Source organism: Gordonia paraffinivorans, from assembly GCF_900683595.1.
Lineage (GTDB): Bacteria > Actinomycetota > Actinomycetes > Mycobacteriales > Mycobacteriaceae > Gordonia > Gordonia paraffinivorans.
This window is the reverse complement of sequence record NZ_CAACYD010000005.1, coordinates 796,886-813,810: the sequence shown is the minus strand read 5'-3', so window position 1 is coordinate 813,810 and position 16,925 is coordinate 796,886. Positions and strand designations below refer to the sequence as shown.

Sequence of the window (16,925 nt, the reverse complement as noted above, 5' to 3'; positions counted from 1 at the left end):
AGAGGTCGTCATCGATGACGACGCGGTCGGCCTGCACGTGGCGGGCACGCTGCGTAGCATCGTGCGGCAGGAACCGGACTACGCCGTCTCCACCCTGGTCCTCGACATCGACATCCAATCCGCCTTGTGGCCGCACGTGAGCTTCTGGACCGTGTCGATGCAGCTGGTCCGCGCCGAGTGCGGCATCGGTAGATCGCTGCCGGCGGTGGACTCCGACACCACACTTCCCGCGTCGCGGATGGCGATGGCCCGCCTGGCGCCGGACTCGGAAAGTGCCTCGCCATCCCGCTCTGTCGAGAGTTCGTCCTCGACGAGCTCGGCGTCGAAGAGCGCGGAGGGTTCCGAGTCCGAGAGCTCGGGGGCCTCATCCTCGGAGGAGTCCGAGAGTTCCTCCCCGGCAAGTGCTTCCGAGAGCACGTCCGCCGACACCCCCGGTGGCCGGGCGGGGGTCGACAACACCGTCGGACGTCGACGTGGGCAGTCGCTTCCCGATCGTGGCGAGCGACGGCGCCGACCTCGGCTCGGCGACGATCCAACAGGTCGAGTCCGATGCCCCGTCGGAGGGTGCGCCCGCGACGGTGGCGGTGAAGATGTCGATCACGACGTCCGATGCCGGCGGAGGCCACCGGTTGTTGTCTGTCTCGTGGAAGGACTTCGGTGCGATCGTCGGGGGAGTGGAACAGGATGCCGGCCGGGCGTCGGGCGGTCCGTCGCCGCAGCTGCCCGAGGAGCTGGAGCCGGGGCGCACCTACACCGGGTGGGTGACGTTCACGGCCCCGAGCGTGGCGGGCAAGGCGATCTGAAAGCCCTCGGGCACAGCGGGATTCAGGTTCGTGTTGCCGGAACCCACGGTGCCCGTCACCACGACGACCAGTTCGCCCGCGCCGGTCGTCGAGACACCTCAGACGAGTGAGCCCCGAGCCGCAGCGCCGGCCGAGGTGGCGCCCGCCGCCGAGGACGAGGGGGCCGAGGACCCGGAACCGGTGCCGACCCCGGAGGAGGAGTCGCGGTCGAGTTCGGACGACTCCTCGCCGGACTCCTCCGAAGACGAGTAGCCGAGCAGCGGCGGCGATCCCGTTGCGTCTGTGCCCGCGAACCGGTCTCAGGCGCAACGGGATCGCTGCTGTCGAGCCGGTGGCGTGTGCGCGGTGACGCATTCGGGAACATCGTCCGTTGGGCCGGATCGATGTCGCGGGCGACACGGTTCCGAGGCGGCGACACCGATCGAGGTCGACGATCCGGATCGGTGTCGCGTGCGACATCGGTTCCCGGGTCGTCAGGCCCGGATGGCTGCATTGAGCGCGAAGCGGTCGGCTCGAAAACCAGAAGTGGGAGGCCGCGTGTGCGACCTCCCACTCATCAGGGGTGGATGACGGGACTCGAACCCGCGACAGCCAGGATCACAACCTGGTGCTCTACCAACTGAACTACATCCACCATCGACGTCTTCGACCCGGGCTTTCGCTCCTGGCCTCAGAGCCATGAACACTCTAGCGGGTAGATGCCCCGGAACACCAATCGGTATTCTGACCTGCCATTTCTCAGGCGGGTCCGAGCTTCTCGACGATCTTGGCGAGGGCATCGGTGCCGGGCCCGGGGGAGGGCACGAACGCGGCTTCCCGGTAGTAGCGCAGCTCGCGGATCGACTCGCGGATGTCGGCGAGTGCTCGGTGGGCCAGCCCCTTCTCCGGCTGACCGAAGTAGATGCGCGGGTACCAGCGGCGGCACAGCTCCTTGATCGAGCTGACGTCGACCATGCGGTAGTGCAGGTATGCGTCGAGTTCGGGCATGTCGCGGGCGATGAAGTTGCGGTCGGTGGCGATCGAGTTACCGGCAAGCGGGACGGCGCCGGGCGTCGTCACGTGCTTGCGGATGTAGTCGAGCACCATCTTCTCCGCCTCGGCCAGGGTGACCGTCGACCTGCGCACCTCTTCGGTGAGCCCGGAGTCGGCGTGCATCTTCTTGACCACGTCCGGCATCGCGGCGAGCGCCTCGTCGTCGGCGTGGATGACGACGTCCACGCCGTCACCCAGGATGTTCAGGTCACCGTCGGTGACCAGCGCCGCGATCTCGATCAGTTTGTCCGATTCGAGTCGCAGTCCGGTCATCTCGCAATCGATCCACACCAGTTTGTCCTGCACCCGACAACCTTAGCCAACGCGGCGCGACATGACCGCCGCGGAGCCGAACCCGTGGGCACCTCGCGGGCTATCGTGTCCACGTGACCGAAGCCCTCAGCCCTGCCCAGTCCATCGCCGCCGGCTACGCCTTCACCTCGACCTCACTGGAACTCGGATCGGTGTCGGTGGACGGCCAGGTCGATCCCGCCGCCGCCGTGCGCATCCCGCTCGCGATGATGAACCGGCACGGACTCGTCGCGGGCGCCACCGGCACCGGCAAGACCAAGACCCTGCAGCTGCTGGCCGAACAGCTCTCCGCGAACGGCGTGCCGGTGGTCATGGCCGACATCAAGGGCGACCTGTCGGGACTGAGCCGGCCGGGCAGCAGCAACGACAAGATCGTCGAACGGTCACAGCAGACCGGCGACGACTGGCAACCCACGTCGTACCCGGTGGAGTTCGTCTCGCTCGGCTCGACCGGCATCGGCGTACCCATCCGCGCGACGATCACGTCGTTCGGACCGATCCTGCTCTCCAAGGTGCTCGGCCTCAACGCCACGCAGGAATCCACCCTCGGACTCATCTTCCACTGGGCCGACAAGAAGGGGCTGCCGCTGCTCGACCTGAAGGACCTGCGGTCGGTCATCGCGTTCCTCACCAGTGACGAGGGCAAGGAGGAGCTGAAGAACATCGGCGGCGTCTCGCGGCAGACGGCCGGGGTCATCCTGCGGGCCCTGACCAACCTCGAGGCCGACGGCGGCGACACGTTCTTCGGCGAACCAGAGATCGAGCCCGCCGACCTCATCCGCCTCGCCCCGGACGGCCGCGGCATCGTCACCCTCTTCGAGCTCGGCGCGCAGTCCGCGCGCCCGGTGCTGTTCTCCACGTTCCTGATGTGGATTCTCGCCGACCTGTTCCAGTACCTGCCCGAGGTCGGCGACCTCGACAAGCCCAAGCTCGTCTTCATCTTCGACGAGTCGCACGTGCTGTTCGACGACGCGTCGAAGGCGTTCGTCGACCAGGTGGAGCAGACGGTGAAACTGATCCGCTCGAAGGGCGTGGGTGTGTTCTTCTGCTCGCAGCTGCCCACCGACATCCCCAACGAGGTGCTGTCGCAGCTCGGCGCACGCATCCAGCACGCGTTGCGCGCCTTCACCCCCGACGACCAGAAGGCGCTGAAGAAGACGGTCAAGACCTATCCGGTCTCCGAGGTCTACAAGCTCGAGCAAGCGCTGACCTCGCTGGGCACCGGCGAGGCCGTTGTGACGGTGCTGTCGGAGAAGGGTGCGCCGACGCCGGTTGCGTGGACCGTGGTCCGCGCACCGCGGTCGTCGATGGAGGCGATCGGCGACGAGGCGATCACCGCGGCCGCCAAGGCGAGCCCGCTGTACGCGAAGTACGGGCAGACGATCGACCGCGAGTCCGCCTACGAGAAGCTCGCCGCGAACACCCTGTCCCCGGGCGAGGCCGCCGATGCCCCGGCGCCCGCGCCCATCCCCGTTCCCGCACCGGCGCCGGTCCCGGCGCCCGCTCCCGCCCCGAGGGCGCCGAAGCCCGCTCCGGAGGAGCCCGGCATCCTCACCGAGGTGCTCACGAGCAAGCCGATGCAGAGCTTCCTGCGGTCGGCGGCCAGCGCCGCCGGTCGGGAGTTCAGCCGGGCGATCTTCGGGACGGGGCGTCGCCGGAAGCGGTGAGCGCGCCGGCGGTGTGGGCTTCGTGAGCGCTCACCCGGCGCGGTGTCGGATCGTCACTCGGCGCTGAACTTCTTGTAGAAGCCGCCGACGATCGGCGCCACGATGGCGCGCGGGGTGTAGCCGCCGGCCACCGACATCGCCTTCGACAGAGTGCCGGGCACGATGCGCATCTTGTTGTGCTCCAACGCATCCAGGCTCATCTCGGCCACCTTCGCCGAGCTGTGCCACAGGAAGTCGGGCACCACCTTGTCGACGATCGAGGCCTCCTCGGGCGACGGGGTGTGGGTGCGCACCGGGCCGGGGGCCAGCAGTGTGACGTGCACGCCCTGACCGGAGACCTCACCACGGAGCGACTCGCTGAACGTGTTGACGAAGGCCTTCGACGCCGCATACGTCGCGTTGTTGGGGATCGGCATGTTGCCCGCGGCCGAACCGACCATCAGGATGCCGCCGGCGCCGCGCTCGACCATCTGCGGGAGCACCGCGAGCGTCAGATCGTGAACGGCGTTGACGTTCAGCCGGACCTGGGCGCGCTCGTAGTCGGGGTCGAGTTCGGCGACCGGCCCGAAGGTGGCGATGCCGGCGTTGTTGCACAGGACCGAGATCTCGCGTCCGGCGAACTCGGCGGCGAGGACCTCGACCCTGGCGGGGTCGGACAGATCGACCGCGCGGACCTCGACGGCGACGTCGTGGTTGCTGCGCAGTTCGACGGCGAGTTCTTCGAGGAGTTCGCCGCGGCGGGCGACGAGGATGACCGAATGGCCGCGGGCGGCGAGGACCCGGGCGAGCTCGCGTCCGATGCCGGAGGAGGCCCCGGTGACGACGGCGCGGGCGTTTTCAGAAGGCGGCGGTACCGGCATGTGCGCAATCGTAACCGCCGTTGCGTCCGGGTCCGTGGAGGAGTCGGGACGCAACGGCGGTGACGCGAGTGGGGTGAGATGACCGAGCGGTCAGTCGATCCCGGCGGCCACCTCGGTGCCCTGTCGGATGGCCCGCTTGGCGTCGAGTTCGCCCGCGTGGTCGGCGCCGCCGATGACGTGGGTCGTCACGCCCGCGAGGGTCAGCGGATCGACGAGGTCGCGCACCGACTCCTGGCCGGCGCAGATGACCACGTTGTCGACCTCGAGGAGGCGGGTCTCGGTCACGTTGCCCTCGTCGTCGCGGAAGCTCAGGTGCAGGCCCTGGTCGTCGATCTTGTCGTAGGTCGCGCCGCTGATCTGCTCGACGCCCTTCATCTTCATCGTCGCCCGGTGGACCCACCCGGTGGTCTTGCCGAGGGACTTGCCCTGCTTACCGGGCTTGCGCTGCACCATGTAGACCTGGCGGGCGGGCGGCAGCGGGCGCGGCTTGGTGACGTAGCCGGGCTTCTCCGGGTCGTCGGTGACGCCCCATTCCTGTTCCCATTCCTTCAGGTTCAGCGTCGGGGACTCGTCGGTGACGAGGAACTCGCTGACGTCGAAGCCGATGCCGCCGGCGCCGATGACGGCGACGCGCTTGCCGATCTCGCGGTGCCCGAGGACGGCGTCGGCGTAGGACATGACCATCGGATGGTCGACGCCGGGGAAATCCGGGATGCGCGGCACCACGCCGGTCGCGACGATCACGTCGTCGAACTTCTCCGCGATCAGGGTGTCGGCGTCGACGCGGGTGTTCAGCCGCAGGTCGATGCCGAGGACCTCGATCCTGCGGGTGAAGTAGCGGATGGTCTCGTTGAACTCCTCCTTGCCCGGGATGCGGGCGGCGATGGAGAACTGGCCGCCGATGCTGTCTCCTCCCTCGAAGAGAGTGACCTTGTGGCCGCGCTCGGCGGCCGAGACCGCCGCCGACAGACCCGCCGGGCCGGCGCCGACGACCGCGACGCGCTTGGCCTTGCGGGTCGGGCTGAGGACCAGGGTGGTCTCGCGGCCCGCGCGCGGATTCACCAGGCACGAGACCTTCTTGCCGACGAAGGCGTGGTCGAGGCAGGCCTGGTTGCAGCCGATGCAGGTGTTGATCTCGTCGGCGCGACCCTCGCGGGCCTTGTTCGCCAGGTACGGGTCGGCGAGGAACGGACGCGCCATCTGGATGGCGTCGACCCGGCCGTTGGCGAGGATCTCCTCGGCGAACTCCGGGGTGTTGATGCGGTTGGCCGCGATCAGGGGGATCGACACCTCGTCGCGCAGACGCTCGGTGAACTTCACGAACGCGCCGCGGGGGACCGAGGTGACGATGGTCGGGACCTGGGCCTCGTGCCAGCCGATGTCGGTGTTGATGGCGTCGACGCCGAACTCCTCGGCCTTGCGGGCCATCAGCGCGATCTCGTCCCAGGTCTGACCGTTGCGGATGAGGTCGGCGACCGACTGGCGCAGGATGACCGGGAAGTCGCGTGGGACCTGGCGGCGGATCTCCTTGATGACCTCCACCAGGAAACGCTGCCGGTTCTCGGTGTTGCCGCCCCACTTGTCGGTGCGGTCGTTGGTGTGCGGGCAGAGGAACTGGTTGATGAGGTATCCCTCGCCGCCCATGATCTCGATGGCGTCGTATCCGGCCTTGCGGGCCAGCTTGGCCGAGTGGCCGAACGACTTGATGACGTGCCAAATGATCGGCTCGGTCATCTTCAGGTGCTTGAACGGGTGGATCGGCGACGGCTCGGTGCCCGGCGCGACCTTGAACGGGGTGTACCCGTAGCGGCCGGCGTGGATGAGCTGCATCGCGATCTTGCCGCCCTCGTCGTGGACCGCCTTGGTGACACGCTGGTGGCGCCGCCAGTCCAGGGCGTTGGTCATCTTGCCGCCGGCGAACGCGAGCAAGCCGGTGCGGCTGGTGCCGAAACCGCCCGTGATGATCAGTCCCGCACCGCCTTTCGCGCGCTCGGCAAAGTATGCGGCGAGCTTGTCGGTGTCCCAGAGTCGGTCTTCGAGGCCGGTGTGCATGGAGCCCATCACCAGGCGGTTCTCGATGGTCATCCCGCCGATCTGCAGCGGCGTGAACAGGTGCGGATAGTGCGGATTGGGTTGTGCCGTGTGGGCTGACATGACGCGACCTTTCATCTGGTTGTCGTCGGGACGTTCGGTGAGACGGTCAATCTGAGGGGAGTTCGGGTTCGGATGGTGTTCAGCCACCGGCGAGTTCGCGCTCGAGGGCCGGGATGACCTCGTCGCACCATTCGATGTAGCCCTGCTCTTGTAGGATGCCGCCGCGCAACACCAGGTACTGGTGCAGCTTGCGGCCGGTGAGGGACTCGGGCTCGGGGTAGTACTCGGCCTGGAATCCCTCGTACAACTTCAGTTGGGCGACGTGGGCGTCGCGGTGTGCCTTCAGTTCGCCGATGATCGCGGCGAGGTCGCCGAACTCGGCGGCGCGCAGTTTGACCCCGATGTCGCTGCGCAGGGGCTGCAGGGGAGTGGGGCTCATCGCCCACTCGGCCAGGGCTTCTCGACCGGCGTCGGAGATCGTGTAGACCTTCTTGTCCGGCCGGCCGTCCTGGCTGATCGACTCGACGCTGACGAGTCCGTCGTCGAGGAGCTTCTTCAGCGTGCGATAGATCTGCTGGTGGGTGGCCGACCAGAAGTAGCCGATCGACCGGTCGAACTGTTGGCCGATCTCGTAGCCCGTGCCCGGTCGCTCCGCCAGCGAGACCAGGATCGCGTGTTCGAGCGCCATGTGGGCACGCTAACACTGCAACAGCGCACTATGCAACAAGGTGTATATAACTCTTGTTGCATATGGATTTGTGCAGCACGCCGTGCCGGAAGGGTGAGCCGCCGCGCGGCGCGCAGGCCGGTGTCGCAGACTGTTCGGCATGACCGAACCGGAGAAGGGCTCCCGGAACTTCCTGTCCTGGACACTCACCACCAACACCGTTGTCGCTCCGGAAGAGCGACTGACCTGGCCGCGGACCGCGAGCATCGGATTGCAGCATGTGATCGCGATGTTCGGCGCCACCTTCCTCGTCCCGGTGCTCACCGGGTTCCCGCCGTCGACGACGCTGCTGTTCTCCGGCATCGGCACGATCCTGTTCCTGCTGATCACCAAGAACCGCCTGCCCAGTTACCTCGGCTCGAGTTTCGCGATCATCGCGCCGGTCACGGCGGCGGTGGCCTCCGACGGAGCGTCCTCGGCGCTCGGCGGCCTGGTGGCCGTGGGCGCGCTCCTGGTCGTCATCGGCCTGATCTGCCACTTCGCGGGGGTCCGGTGGATCGAGGTGCTGATGCCGCCGGTGGTCACCGGCACGATCGTCGCGCTGATCGGTCTCAACCTCGCACCCGCAGCGAAGAACAACTTCGTGGCAGACCCGGTGCTGGCGACGATCGTCCTGGTCCTGCTCGTCGCGTCGGCGGTGCTGTTCCGCGGGCTGCTGGGCAGGCTCGCGATCTTCGTCAGCGTCGTCTTCGGGTACCTGCTGGCGGTGGTGCTCGACTGGATCGACCCCGACAACGACTACATCGACACCTCGGGCATCGCCGACGCCGCATGGATCGGCTTGCCCGACTTCCAGGCCCCGACCTTCGAGTTCGGCGTCCTGCCGCTGTTCCTGCCGGTGGTGCTGGTCCTCGTCGTGGAGAACATCGGCCACGTCAAGTCGGTGGCGATGATGACCGGCAAGGACTACGACGACGTCATGGGTCGCGCCATCGCCGCCGACGGACTGGCGACCGTGCTCGCCGGCAGTGGCGGCGGCTCGGCGACGACCACCTACGCCGAGAACATCGGCGTGATGTCGGCGACCAAGGTGTACTCGACGGCCGCCTACTGGATCGCCGGCGCCGCCGCGATCCTGCTCGGCCTGTCGCCGAAGGTCGGCGCGGTCATCGCCGCGATCCCGCCTGGCGTCCTCGGTGGCGTGACCACCGCGCTGTACGGCCTCGTGGGCATCATCGGCGTGCAGATCTGGGTGAGCAACAAGGTCGACTTCTCCAAGCCGATCAACCAGTTCACCGCGGCCATCCCGCTCATCATCGGTATCGCCGACTACACATGGCAGATCGGCGATCTCGTGTTCGCCGGCATCTCGCTCGGGTCGGTGGCGGCCCTCGTGATCTACCACAGCATGCGTGTCATCGGCGGGTGGCGCGGAACGGCGGTCCCCGACGAGCGGCGCGAGGTTCCCGAGGCCCACTGAGCACCGGGAGCGAGCCGTCCCGTCACCACGGCAGCCGCAGGGGTACATCGGGTATCGGAAGGGGTATCGGAAGCCTCGGGAGACCCGGGACCCTCGGCAACGGGATGTCGGGGAGCGGCCCCGGAGGACCGGCGTCGTCGAACAGGCGGGTCCACCACGGCGGCGCCGGCGGTGGTGTCGGGAGACTCGGCATCGAGGGTCTGTCTCTGCCGTGGAGAACCGGATCCTCGCCGGTGATGACCTTGACCATGTTCTGGAAGGCGGTCGAGTCCGGATCGTTCCAGTAGCCGCCATGGGTCTTGAGTCCGCCGACGTAGGTCTTGCCGTCGATCTCGACAGTGCCGGTCGCCAATCGGGTGACGTCGGCCGTGGTGTCGGGATCGGCACCGTGCGGGTTGAAGGGCAGGAGCTGGGAGATATGGATGGGATCTCCCGGGAAGGTGAGTGCGTACCGATCGACTCCCGCCGGGTGCGGGAGATCCAGGATGCCGGTGCCCGCCGCGGACGCGTAGATGACGCGGTCGGGCGCCAGCCCCAGTTGTTCGGCGGTTCCGACCACCGATCCGCCGTATGAGTGGCCGATGAACGTGCTCTTCGCCGCCGGGGCGTGCTCGGCGAGCTCGGCGTCGAGTTCGTGGCCGAAGACCGCCAACCGCGGGGCCATCTCGGCGGCGTACTCGGTGCTCGTGGCGGCGACGAGATCCTGCGGGAGGTCGCCGTCGAGGTAGAGGAACACCGGGCCGTCGGTCTGGGCCGCGAGCTCGGCGGCGGCGCGCCGGTTGTCACCGCCGGCCGAGTCCATGTTCGTCCCGGTGCCCGGCACATACACCGCGACGTTGCGGGTGTTGCGTCGCAGGGTTCCGATCATCTCGACCATGCGCCCGCGGGGCGTGTTCACGAAGGTGATGAACTGCCGCTCGACGAGGCCGTCGTCGCCTGCGGCGGGGTTCGGGTTCGTCGGGTCGGCAACGGGCTCGAGCATCTCGCGCAGGGTTCGGGCGCGGCGGCCCTGACCGCGACCGGCGCGGATCTCCTCGGCGAGGGCATTGCGGATGTTGACCTCGTTGGCCGGGATGCGCCACTCGAACGGCACACCCGGAAGATTGCCCATCACATGGGGATTCGCCTGGACGAGGCGCCTGACGTCGGCGGGACTCATCTTCTCGAGGACATCGCGGATCTGCGACTCGGTGAGCGAGCGGAGCATCATGACCGCATCGTCGGGGTCCATCATCGTGCCGCCCGGCAGCGTGACGTCCGGCTGGCCGTCGATCATCGACGCCAGGTCGGCGGTGTAGCCGTCCAGCCGCGTCCCGTAGAGCTCGTCGAGTTCGTCGATGGTGGAGAGTGCGGCGGTGATCTGCCCGGTGAGATCGGCGGCCGATGCGGCGCGGTCGGGGTCGGGGTGGGTCACCGTGCCGTCCTCGGCGATCCGGAACCCGCCGTCGGTGGCGGTGTCGAGAAGGCGGAGTGCGTGGTCGCGCGCATGCGTGAGAGCGACCGCCGCGTCGGACGCCTCGTCGGCGATCATCTGCAGGACGTTGCGGACCTCGTCGGCGTGGTCGTGTTCCTCGCCGACGCGCCGCTGCGCCGCGGCGTGGGTGAGCCCGCGCCAGGACCTCGCCGAGTCGAAGGCCGTCACGGCTCTGCCGACGGCGGTGTCGAGGGCCTCGGCCGCCTCGGACGCGCAGGTACCGGCGTCGGCGAACGTCTGCGGCTGCCATTTCAGCAGTGCCGGGATGGTCGGGCGCATCAGCGATCTCGCAGGGCGTCGAACGCCGTGGCCGCCTTCGTGTCGCTGGACACGGCGTCGGCCCTGAAGCGTGTGAGTGCCGCGCTCAGGTCGGTCAACCGGGTTCCGACGGAGGCGAGCGCACGTTCCGCCGGGCCGGCGGCGGCGTTCAGGGCGCGGGCCACTCGACTCGAGGGTCCGTGGGCGGCGGACAGGGGCTCGACGTCGATCGCGTGCACGGCCACGGCGTTGCTGCTCCACGACCTCACGATCGAATCTATGTCTGCCGGAGTCACACCGAAAGTCGTTTTCTCCGTGCGGTATTCATCGCTGAGCCGGTACTGCAGGGACATGCGGTAAGAGAGTGGGAGAGGGTGTGACATGGTCCTCCAGACGCTGCTGCCCACCGAGCGGTGGTGCTCGGTTTGGACGCACCGGACGCGCTCCCGGTTCCGTGGACCGTTTCCGAAAAGCCGTCGCAGTGAGCGGGATGGTGCGGTTACGGTGGGCCCGGTGCCGCAGTGAGGGAGGTGCTCATGACCCGGCCGGAGTCATGGAGACAGATGCGGTCGCAATGGCAAGCGCGGCCCGAACGCCCCGATGACATCGGGCGGTTGCGCGAGATCATTCTCGACGCGTTCGACACCTCGGAGGAGGCCGACCTCGTCGATGCGCTGCGTGCGGACCCGGCCTGGATCGACGGGTTGTCGATGGTGGCCGTGCCCGCCGACGACACCGCCATCGGCCTTCCGGTCGGATACGCGCTGCTGACCCGATGCCACATCGACGACGTCCCCGCGCTGTGTCTGGCGCCGTGTGCCGTGCTCGGCGCGCATCAGCGGACGGGTGCCGGGTCGGTCGCGATCACCGCGGTCCTCGAGGCCGCGCGGGCCAAGGGGGAGAGCGCCGTCGTGGTGCTCGGTCACGCCGGTTACTACCCGAGGTTCGGCTTCGCGCGCGCCGTCGACCACGGGGTGCGGCTGAGTATCGAGGTGCCGGCCGAGTCGCTGATGGTGCTCAGCCTGGACGGGAGCCCGATCCCGGCGGGGATGGTGAGGTACGCGGAGCCGTTCGGGATCTGAGAGGGCAGCCGCCGGCCTGAAGATCTCGAGCGTGACCGAGCTGTGCATCTGGTCACGCTCGACCGGTTCCTTTCACGCGAATGGGATCGGCGGTTGGGAAACGAGTCGGCCGAAAGGAAGAACGGGGCGGGGTCGGAGGAACCGACCCGGCGCACGCGGCGCCCCCGGCAGGACTCGAACCTGCGACCTAGGGATTAGAAGGCCCTTGCTCTATCCAGCTGAGCTACGGAGGCTTGCCGACGCGTCGTGGCGTCGAGCACAAGGAGTCTACGACATCGCTCCGCCCGTCCCGCGGATGTGCCGCACGCCACGGCCGCAGCAGGTCGGCAGCGGTGTGGGCGGGCCCCGGACCTACAGTTGAGGAATGACCCGCACGTCGACGTCCGCCCCCGCGGATCAGCAACGCGACGCGATGAACGAACCGCGCGGCGTCGTCACCGCGATCCTGTGGGCAGGCGGGTGGCTCGCCGCGGTCGTCGCGGTCGCCGTCACCGCGATCTCGGCGGCCACTGCGCTGAAGCTCACCGGCGTTCCCGACCCCGGCCCGATCACCACCTACGGACTGCCGACGCTCACCGCGATCGGCGAGTTCGGGGCCGCGATCGCCCTCGGGTCGGCGGTGTTCGCCGCGTTCTTCGTGCCGCCGCAAACCGACCACGTGCTCGACGTCGGCGGTTACCGCGCGATCAGGGTCGCCGCGACGGCGTCGCTGGTGTGGTCTGTGTGCGCCGTGCTGTTGATGCCCCTGGCCGCGTCGGAGGTCAGCGGTTCGCCGTTGTCGGAGGCGATCCTGCCGAAGAACCTGATGACGGCCTACGGCCAGGTCGCCGAGGTGCGCACCTGGTTCTGGACCGCGGTGTTCGCCCTGGTCGCGGCGATCGTCGCGCGGATCATCCTCAAATGGGGCCTGACGACCATCGTCATCGGGTTCGTCGTCCTCAGCCTGATGCCGTCCGCGCTGGCCGGACACTCGTCGGCCGGCGGCGACCACGACGTCGCGACCAACAGCCTCATCCTGCACATCGTCGGGGCGACGCTGTGGCTCGGCGGGCTCGCCGCGGTCGTCGTCTACGCGCTCTCGTCGGGGAAGTGGCGGGCGCTGGCGGTTCGGCGCTTCTCGCGTGTCGCGTTCTGGTGCATTCTCGTCGTCGGGGCGAGCGGGGTGATCAATGCACTGGTCCGCGTGCCCATCGGCGAGCTGTTCGACGACACGTACGGCCGACTCGTCGTGGGCAAGATCGTCGCGCTGGTCGTCCTCGGCGCGCTCGGCGCATGGCATCGTCGCGTGACCATCGCCCAGCTCGAGTCCGAGGAGCGTCCCTCGCTGTTCGTCCGGTTCGGGCTGGTCGAACTGATGGTCTTCGCGGCGACGTTCGGTCTCGCGGTCGGTCTGAGCCGGACCCCGCCGCCGCTGATCGACACCTCGGAGATCTCCACGACGAAGAACGCGATCGGCTACGACCTCGCCGGTTCGCCCACCTTCGTCCGGTTCCTCACCGACTGGCGCTTCGACCTGATCTTCGGCACCGCCGCGATCGTCCTGGCGGTGGTCTACCTGCGCGGTGTCATTCGGCTGCGGCGGCGCGGCGACGACTGGTCGGTCGGCCGCACCTTCGCCTTCCTGCTCGGATGCCTGCTGCTGCTCCTGGCCACGTCGTCGGGCCTGGGACGCTACGCGCCGGCGATGTTCAGCGTGCACATGATCTCGCACATGCTGATGTCGATGATGATCCCGGTGCTGCTGATCCTCGGCGGCCCGGTGACCCTCGCCCTGCGTGCCCTGCCGCCCGCGGGTCGCGGAAACCCGCCGGGTCCGCGCGAGTGGATTCAGGCCGGGGTGCATTCGGGGTACTCGAAGTTCATCACCCATCCGCTGTTCGCGTCGGTGATGTTCGTCGGCAGCTTCTACATCCTCTACCTAGGCGGTGTCTACGAGGCGGTTGTGCAGTACCACGCCGCGCACCTGCTGATGAACCTGCACTTCCTGCTGAGCGGCTACCTGTTCTACTGGCTCGTCATCGGCATCGACCCCGCGCCGCGCAACGTGGCGCCGCCGGCGAAACTCGGAATCGTGCTGGGGTCGTTGCCGTTTCACGCCTTCTTCGGCATCGCCCTGATGATGACCTCTGCGGTGATCGCCGAGTCCTACTACCGCGGACTCCAACTGCCGTGGAACTACGACCTGTTCGCCGACCAGCGCGTCGGCGGCGGAATCGCCTGGGCCTCGGGAGAGATCCCGCTGGTGGTCATCATGCTGGCGCTGCTGGTGCAGTGGCAGAAGAGCGACACCCGTCAGGCGCGCCGCTACGACCGCAACGCCGAGCGCGACCACGACTCGGAGCTGGAGAGCTACAACGACATGCTGCGCGAGCTCAACAAGCGCAGCTGAACCCCGCCGGGCTCAGGCCGAGCAGGACCTTTCGCATCCGCATGGCGCGTTCTCGGGAACGGATATCTCGATCCGCCCGCAGATCTGTGGGTAACGGCCCGGAGTTCTCCACATCCCGATCACGACGCCGGTTGTGCCGTGCGACGGGGGTGATGCTGATGCGGCCACACCACCTCGTGGCCGACCAGGAGGAGACGAGTATGTACGAGACCTTCACCACCGTCATCGGGACCGTCGTGTCCGAGCCGCGCCGCCGCCAGACCACCACCGGGGAGGACGTGATCTCCTTTCGCGTGGCGTCCAATTCACGGCGCATCGACAAGCGCACCGGGGAGTGGGTCGACGGCCCGACGCTCTATCTGACGATCAGCTGCTGGCGCCGGCTTCTCGCCGGTGTCGGGCTCGCCGTGGCCAAGGGGCGTCCGATCATCGCGCACGGTCAGATCAAGACCAACGAGTACCCGATGCCCGACGGGTCGCGCCGATCCGACCTGGAGATGACCGCGATCTCGGTGGGGCTGGACCTGAGTCGGTGCATCGTCACCTATCGCGGGACACCTCGGTCCGAGGTGCTGAAGTCCGATCTGCCGAAGGCCGAGGGGCCGAGGTCCGGGTCGCGGGCAGCCGAGCGTCGTCTCGAGGAACGTCCGGCGGCGGAGCGCACCGCCGACACCCCCTCGGCGGCCTGAACAGTTCCTTCGGTCCGACTGCGCCCGTTGCCGGTGGATGCGGCCGTCGGCGCCGCGCGTCGACGCGATCGCGGACGTGATGCCGGGCAGCGCATGGTCCGGGCGATGCGCTGCGCCCGGGAATTTCCCGCCACCGGTCGCCGTTGGGTCGTGCGAATCACAAGTGGCGGGCGTCTCGGGGGCCGCGAGCAGGCGAACCTCGACGTCGCACGCCCCCACACCGGGCTGCCGCGGCAGGCGACGAGACGCGCTCCGACGTGCTGATCGGGTGCCTGCACGAGGCGTCCGGTCACCGGGCGACCGACCCGACTCCGGACACCACTAGGCTGGAGTCCATGTATGCGCGCCGGCCGAGCGCGCAGTCGAGCATCTGCTGACATCCACCGGCATCGCAGGACCGAAGGAGTTTTTCGTGGGCGAGTTCATCTACACGATGAAGAACGTGCGCAAGGCGCACGGCGACAAGGTCATCCTGGACAACGTCACCATGTCCTTCTTCCCCGGGGCCAAGATCGGCGTCGTGGGTCCGAACGGCGCCGGCAAGTCGTCGATCCTCAAGATCATGGCCGGCCTCGACCAGCCGTCGAACGGCGAGGCGTTCCTCGACCCCGAGGCCACCGTCGGCATCCTCCTGCAGGAGCCGCCCCTCAACGAGGAGAAGACGGTCAAGGAGAACGTCGAAGAGGGCATGGGCGAGATCAAGGTGAAGCTCGACCGCTTCAACGAGATCGCCGAGAAGCTCGCCACCGACTACTCCGACGAGCTCATGGAGGAGATGGGCAAGCTCCAGGAGGACCTCGACAACGCGGACGCGTGGGACCTGGACTCGCAGCTCGAGCAGGCCATGGACGCGCTGCGCTGCCCGCCCGGCGACTCCCCGGTCACCCACCTGTCCGGTGGTGAGCGCCGCCGCGTCGCGCTGTGCAAGCTGCTGCTGAGCAAGCCGGACCTGCTGCTCCTCGACGAGCCGACCAACCACCTCGACGCCGAGTCGGTGCTGTGGCTCGAGCAGTTCCTCGCCTCGTACCCGGGCGCGGTCCTCGCCGTGACGCACGACCGGTACTTCCTCGACCACGTGGCCGAGTGGATCTGCGAGGTCGACCGCGGCAAGCTGCACCCGTACCAGGGCAACTACTCGACCTACCTGGAGAAGAAGGCCGAGCGTCTCGAGGTCCAGGGCAAGAAGGACCAGAAGCTGCAGAAGCGCCTCAAGGAGGAGCTCGCCTGGGTCCGCTCGGGCGCCAAGGCCCGCCAGACCAAGAACAAGGCCCGCCTCGCCCGCTACGAGGAGATGGCCGCCGAGGCGGAGAAGACACGCAAGCTCGACTTCGAGGAGATCCAGATCCCGACGCCGCCGCGTCTGGGCAACGTCGTGGTCGAGGTCGAGCACCTCGACAAGGGCTTCGACGGCCGCGTCCTGATCAAGGACCTGTCGTTCACTCTGCCGCGCAACGGCATCGTCGGCGTGATCGGTCCCAACGGCGTCGGCAAGACCACGCTGTTCAAGACCATCGTCGGTCTCGAGGAGCCCGACTCGGGCACCGTGAAGATCGGCGAGACGGTCAAGCTCAGCTACGTCGACCAGAACCGCGCGAACATCGACCCCAACAAGACCGTGTGGGAGGTCGTCTCCGACGGGCTCGACTACATCGAGGTCGGCCAGAACGAGATGCCGTCGCGCGCCTACGTCAGCGCCTTCGGGTTCAAGGGCCCCGACCAGCAGAAGCCGGCCGGTGTGCTCTCCGGCGGTGAGCGCAACCGACTCAACCTGGCGCTGACCCTCAAGGAGGGCGGCAACCTGATCCTGCTCGACGAGCCGACCAACGACCTCGACGTCGAGACCCTCGGCTCGCTGGAGAACGCATTGGAGAAGTTCCCCGGCTGCGCCGTCGTGATCAGCCACGACCGCTGGTTCCTCGACCGCACCTGTACCCACATCCTCGCGTGGGAGGGCAACGTCGAAGAGGGCAAGTGGTTCTGGTTCGAGGGCAACTTCGAGGCGTACGAGGCCAACAAGGTCGAGCGCCTCGGCCCCGACGCCGCTCGACCGCACCGGGTGACCCACCGCAAACTCACCCGCGACTAATGCCCACCCCGTCCGGCACGGGTGACTAGCAT

At 68.2% G+C, this 16,925-nt stretch carries 15 protein-coding genes and 2 tRNA genes; 8 read left to right on the top strand and 9 right to left on the bottom strand.

What is annotated here, in order from left to right; genetic code table 11:
- Positions 1-78 precede the first annotated feature (78 nt).
- Entirely contained in the window at positions 79-417 is a 339-nt protein-coding gene (locus tag E1P53_RS20700) for a hypothetical protein (RefSeq protein ID WP_244941117.1), read from the bottom strand.
- A 56-nt stretch (positions 418-473) separates the two neighbouring features.
- On the opposite strand from E1P53_RS20700, the gene E1P53_RS20695 reads away from it, so the two are divergent.
- Both E1P53_RS20695 and E1P53_RS20690 read left to right on the top strand, forming a co-directional pair.
- Entirely contained in the window at positions 474-803 is a 330-nt protein-coding gene (locus E1P53_RS20695) for a hypothetical protein (protein WP_244941116.1), read from the top strand.
- A 30-nt stretch (positions 804-833) separates the two neighbouring features.
- Positions 834-1,055 carry a hypothetical protein gene (locus E1P53_RS20690; RefSeq protein WP_230823374.1) on the top strand — a complete coding sequence of 74 codons (222 nt, stop codon included), beginning with the start codon at positions 834-836 and terminating at the stop codon, positions 1,053-1,055.
- A 309-nt stretch (positions 1,056-1,364) separates the two neighbouring features.
- Here the strand turns inward: E1P53_RS20690 and E1P53_RS05870 are convergent.
- Positions 1,365-1,437 (bottom strand) — tRNA-His (locus tag E1P53_RS05870).
- Positions 1,438-1,541: 104 nt separating this feature from the next.
- On the bottom strand, positions 1,542-2,141 hold the full coding sequence (orn, locus tag E1P53_RS05865) for an oligoribonuclease (RefSeq protein ID WP_006898432.1): 600 nt from the start codon (positions 2,139-2,141) through the stop codon (positions 1,542-1,544).
- Positions 2,142-2,221: 80 nt separating this feature from the next.
- Here orn and E1P53_RS05860 point away from each other — a divergent pair, with 80 nt between their 5' ends.
- Entirely contained in the window at positions 2,222-3,814 is a 1,593-nt protein-coding gene (locus E1P53_RS05860) for a helicase HerA-like domain-containing protein (protein ID WP_131733698.1), read from the top strand.
- Positions 3,815-3,867: 53 nt separating this feature from the next.
- Here the strand turns inward: E1P53_RS05860 and cmrA are convergent, their stop codons facing one another.
- The 3 genes from cmrA to E1P53_RS05845 all read right to left on the bottom strand — a co-directional run bounded on the left by cmrA (position 3,868) and on the right by E1P53_RS05845 (position 7,456).
- A complete protein-coding gene (gene cmrA, locus E1P53_RS05855; protein WP_006898434.1) occupies positions 3,868-4,674 on the bottom strand; it encodes a mycolate reductase in 807 nt (268 codons plus the stop codon).
- A gap of 90 nt (positions 4,675-4,764) precedes the next feature.
- Positions 4,765-6,828 (bottom strand): NADPH-dependent 2,4-dienoyl-CoA reductase, encoded by a 2,064-nt coding sequence (locus E1P53_RS05850; RefSeq protein ID WP_109237837.1) that lies wholly within the window; start codon positions 6,826-6,828, stop codon positions 4,765-4,767.
- Between the two features lie 79 nt (positions 6,829-6,907).
- Entirely contained in the window at positions 6,908-7,456 is a 549-nt protein-coding gene (locus E1P53_RS05845) for a PadR family transcriptional regulator (protein WP_006898436.1), read from the bottom strand.
- Between the two features lie 139 nt (positions 7,457-7,595).
- Here E1P53_RS05845 and E1P53_RS05840 point away from each other — a divergent pair, with 139 nt between their 5' ends.
- Positions 7,596-8,915 carry a uracil-xanthine permease family protein gene (locus E1P53_RS05840; protein WP_131733697.1) on the top strand — a complete coding sequence of 440 codons (1,320 nt, stop codon included), beginning with the start codon at positions 7,596-7,598 and terminating at the stop codon, positions 8,913-8,915.
- 22 nt (positions 8,916-8,937) lie between these two features.
- Here E1P53_RS05840 and E1P53_RS05835 read toward each other — a convergent pair whose 3' ends face one another.
- Positions 8,938-10,668, bottom strand: a complete 1,731-nt coding sequence (locus tag E1P53_RS05835) for an alpha/beta hydrolase (RefSeq protein ID WP_131733696.1) — start codon at positions 10,666-10,668, stop codon at positions 8,938-8,940.
- Positions 10,668-10,916 (bottom strand): hypothetical protein, encoded by a 249-nt coding sequence (locus E1P53_RS05830; RefSeq protein ID WP_131733695.1) that lies wholly within the window; start codon positions 10,914-10,916, stop codon positions 10,668-10,670. Before E1P53_RS05830 ends, E1P53_RS05835 begins: the two co-directional genes overlap by 1 nt.
- 294 nt (positions 10,917-11,210) lie before the next feature.
- On the opposite strand from E1P53_RS05830, the gene E1P53_RS05825 reads away from it, so the two are divergent.
- Positions 11,211-11,729, top strand: a complete 519-nt coding sequence (locus E1P53_RS05825; protein ID WP_131733694.1) for a GNAT family N-acetyltransferase — start codon at positions 11,211-11,213, stop codon at positions 11,727-11,729.
- A gap of 159 nt (positions 11,730-11,888) precedes the next feature.
- Here the strand turns inward: E1P53_RS05825 and E1P53_RS05820 are convergent.
- Positions 11,889-11,962: transfer RNA gene (locus tag E1P53_RS05820), tRNA-Arg, on the bottom strand.
- Positions 11,963-12,093: 131 nt separating this feature from the next.
- Between E1P53_RS05820 and E1P53_RS05815 the strand changes: the two genes are divergently transcribed.
- From E1P53_RS05815 to ettA, 3 genes are all read left to right on the top strand, one after another.
- Positions 12,094-14,118: a bifunctional copper resistance protein CopD/cytochrome c oxidase assembly protein gene (locus tag E1P53_RS05815; RefSeq protein WP_131733693.1), complete on the top strand. Its 2,025-nt coding sequence runs from the start codon at positions 12,094-12,096 to the stop codon at positions 14,116-14,118.
- Between the two features lie 200 nt (positions 14,119-14,318).
- Entirely contained in the window at positions 14,319-14,807 is a 489-nt protein-coding gene (locus E1P53_RS05810) for a single-stranded DNA-binding protein (protein ID WP_131733692.1), read from the top strand.
- A gap of 412 nt (positions 14,808-15,219) precedes the next feature.
- On the top strand, positions 15,220-16,893 hold the full coding sequence (ettA, locus tag E1P53_RS05805; RefSeq protein WP_006898443.1) for an energy-dependent translational throttle protein EttA: 1,674 nt from the start codon (positions 15,220-15,222) through the stop codon (positions 16,891-16,893).
- Positions 16,894-16,925: the final 32 nt, after the last annotated feature.

What these genes read in the sequence shown, in the direction of transcription:
- cmrA (WP_006898434.1), bottom strand. Translation starts at nt 4,674, where the DNA reads ATGCCGGTACCGCCGCCTTCTGAAAACGCCCGCGCCGTCGTCACCGGG.
- E1P53_RS05850 (WP_109237837.1), bottom strand. Translation starts at nt 6,828, where the DNA reads ATGTCAGCCCACACGGCACAACCCAATCCGCACTATCCGCACCTGTTC.
- E1P53_RS05845 (WP_006898436.1), bottom strand. Translation starts at nt 7,456, where the DNA reads ATGGCGCTCGAACACGCGATCCTGGTCTCGCTGGCGGAGCGACCGGGC.
- E1P53_RS05840 (WP_131733697.1), top strand. Translation starts at nt 7,596, where the DNA reads ATGACCGAACCGGAGAAGGGCTCCCGGAACTTCCTGTCCTGGACACTC.
- E1P53_RS05835 (WP_131733696.1), bottom strand. Translation starts at nt 10,668, where the DNA reads ATGCGCCCGACCATCCCGGCACTGCTGAAATGGCAGCCGCAGACGTTC.
- E1P53_RS05825 (WP_131733694.1), top strand. Translation starts at nt 11,211, where the DNA reads ATGCGGTCGCAATGGCAAGCGCGGCCCGAACGCCCCGATGACATCGGG.
- E1P53_RS05815 (WP_131733693.1), top strand. Translation starts at nt 12,094, where the DNA reads ATGACCCGCACGTCGACGTCCGCCCCCGCGGATCAGCAACGCGACGCG.
- E1P53_RS05810 (WP_131733692.1), top strand. Translation starts at nt 14,319, where the DNA reads ATGTACGAGACCTTCACCACCGTCATCGGGACCGTCGTGTCCGAGCCG.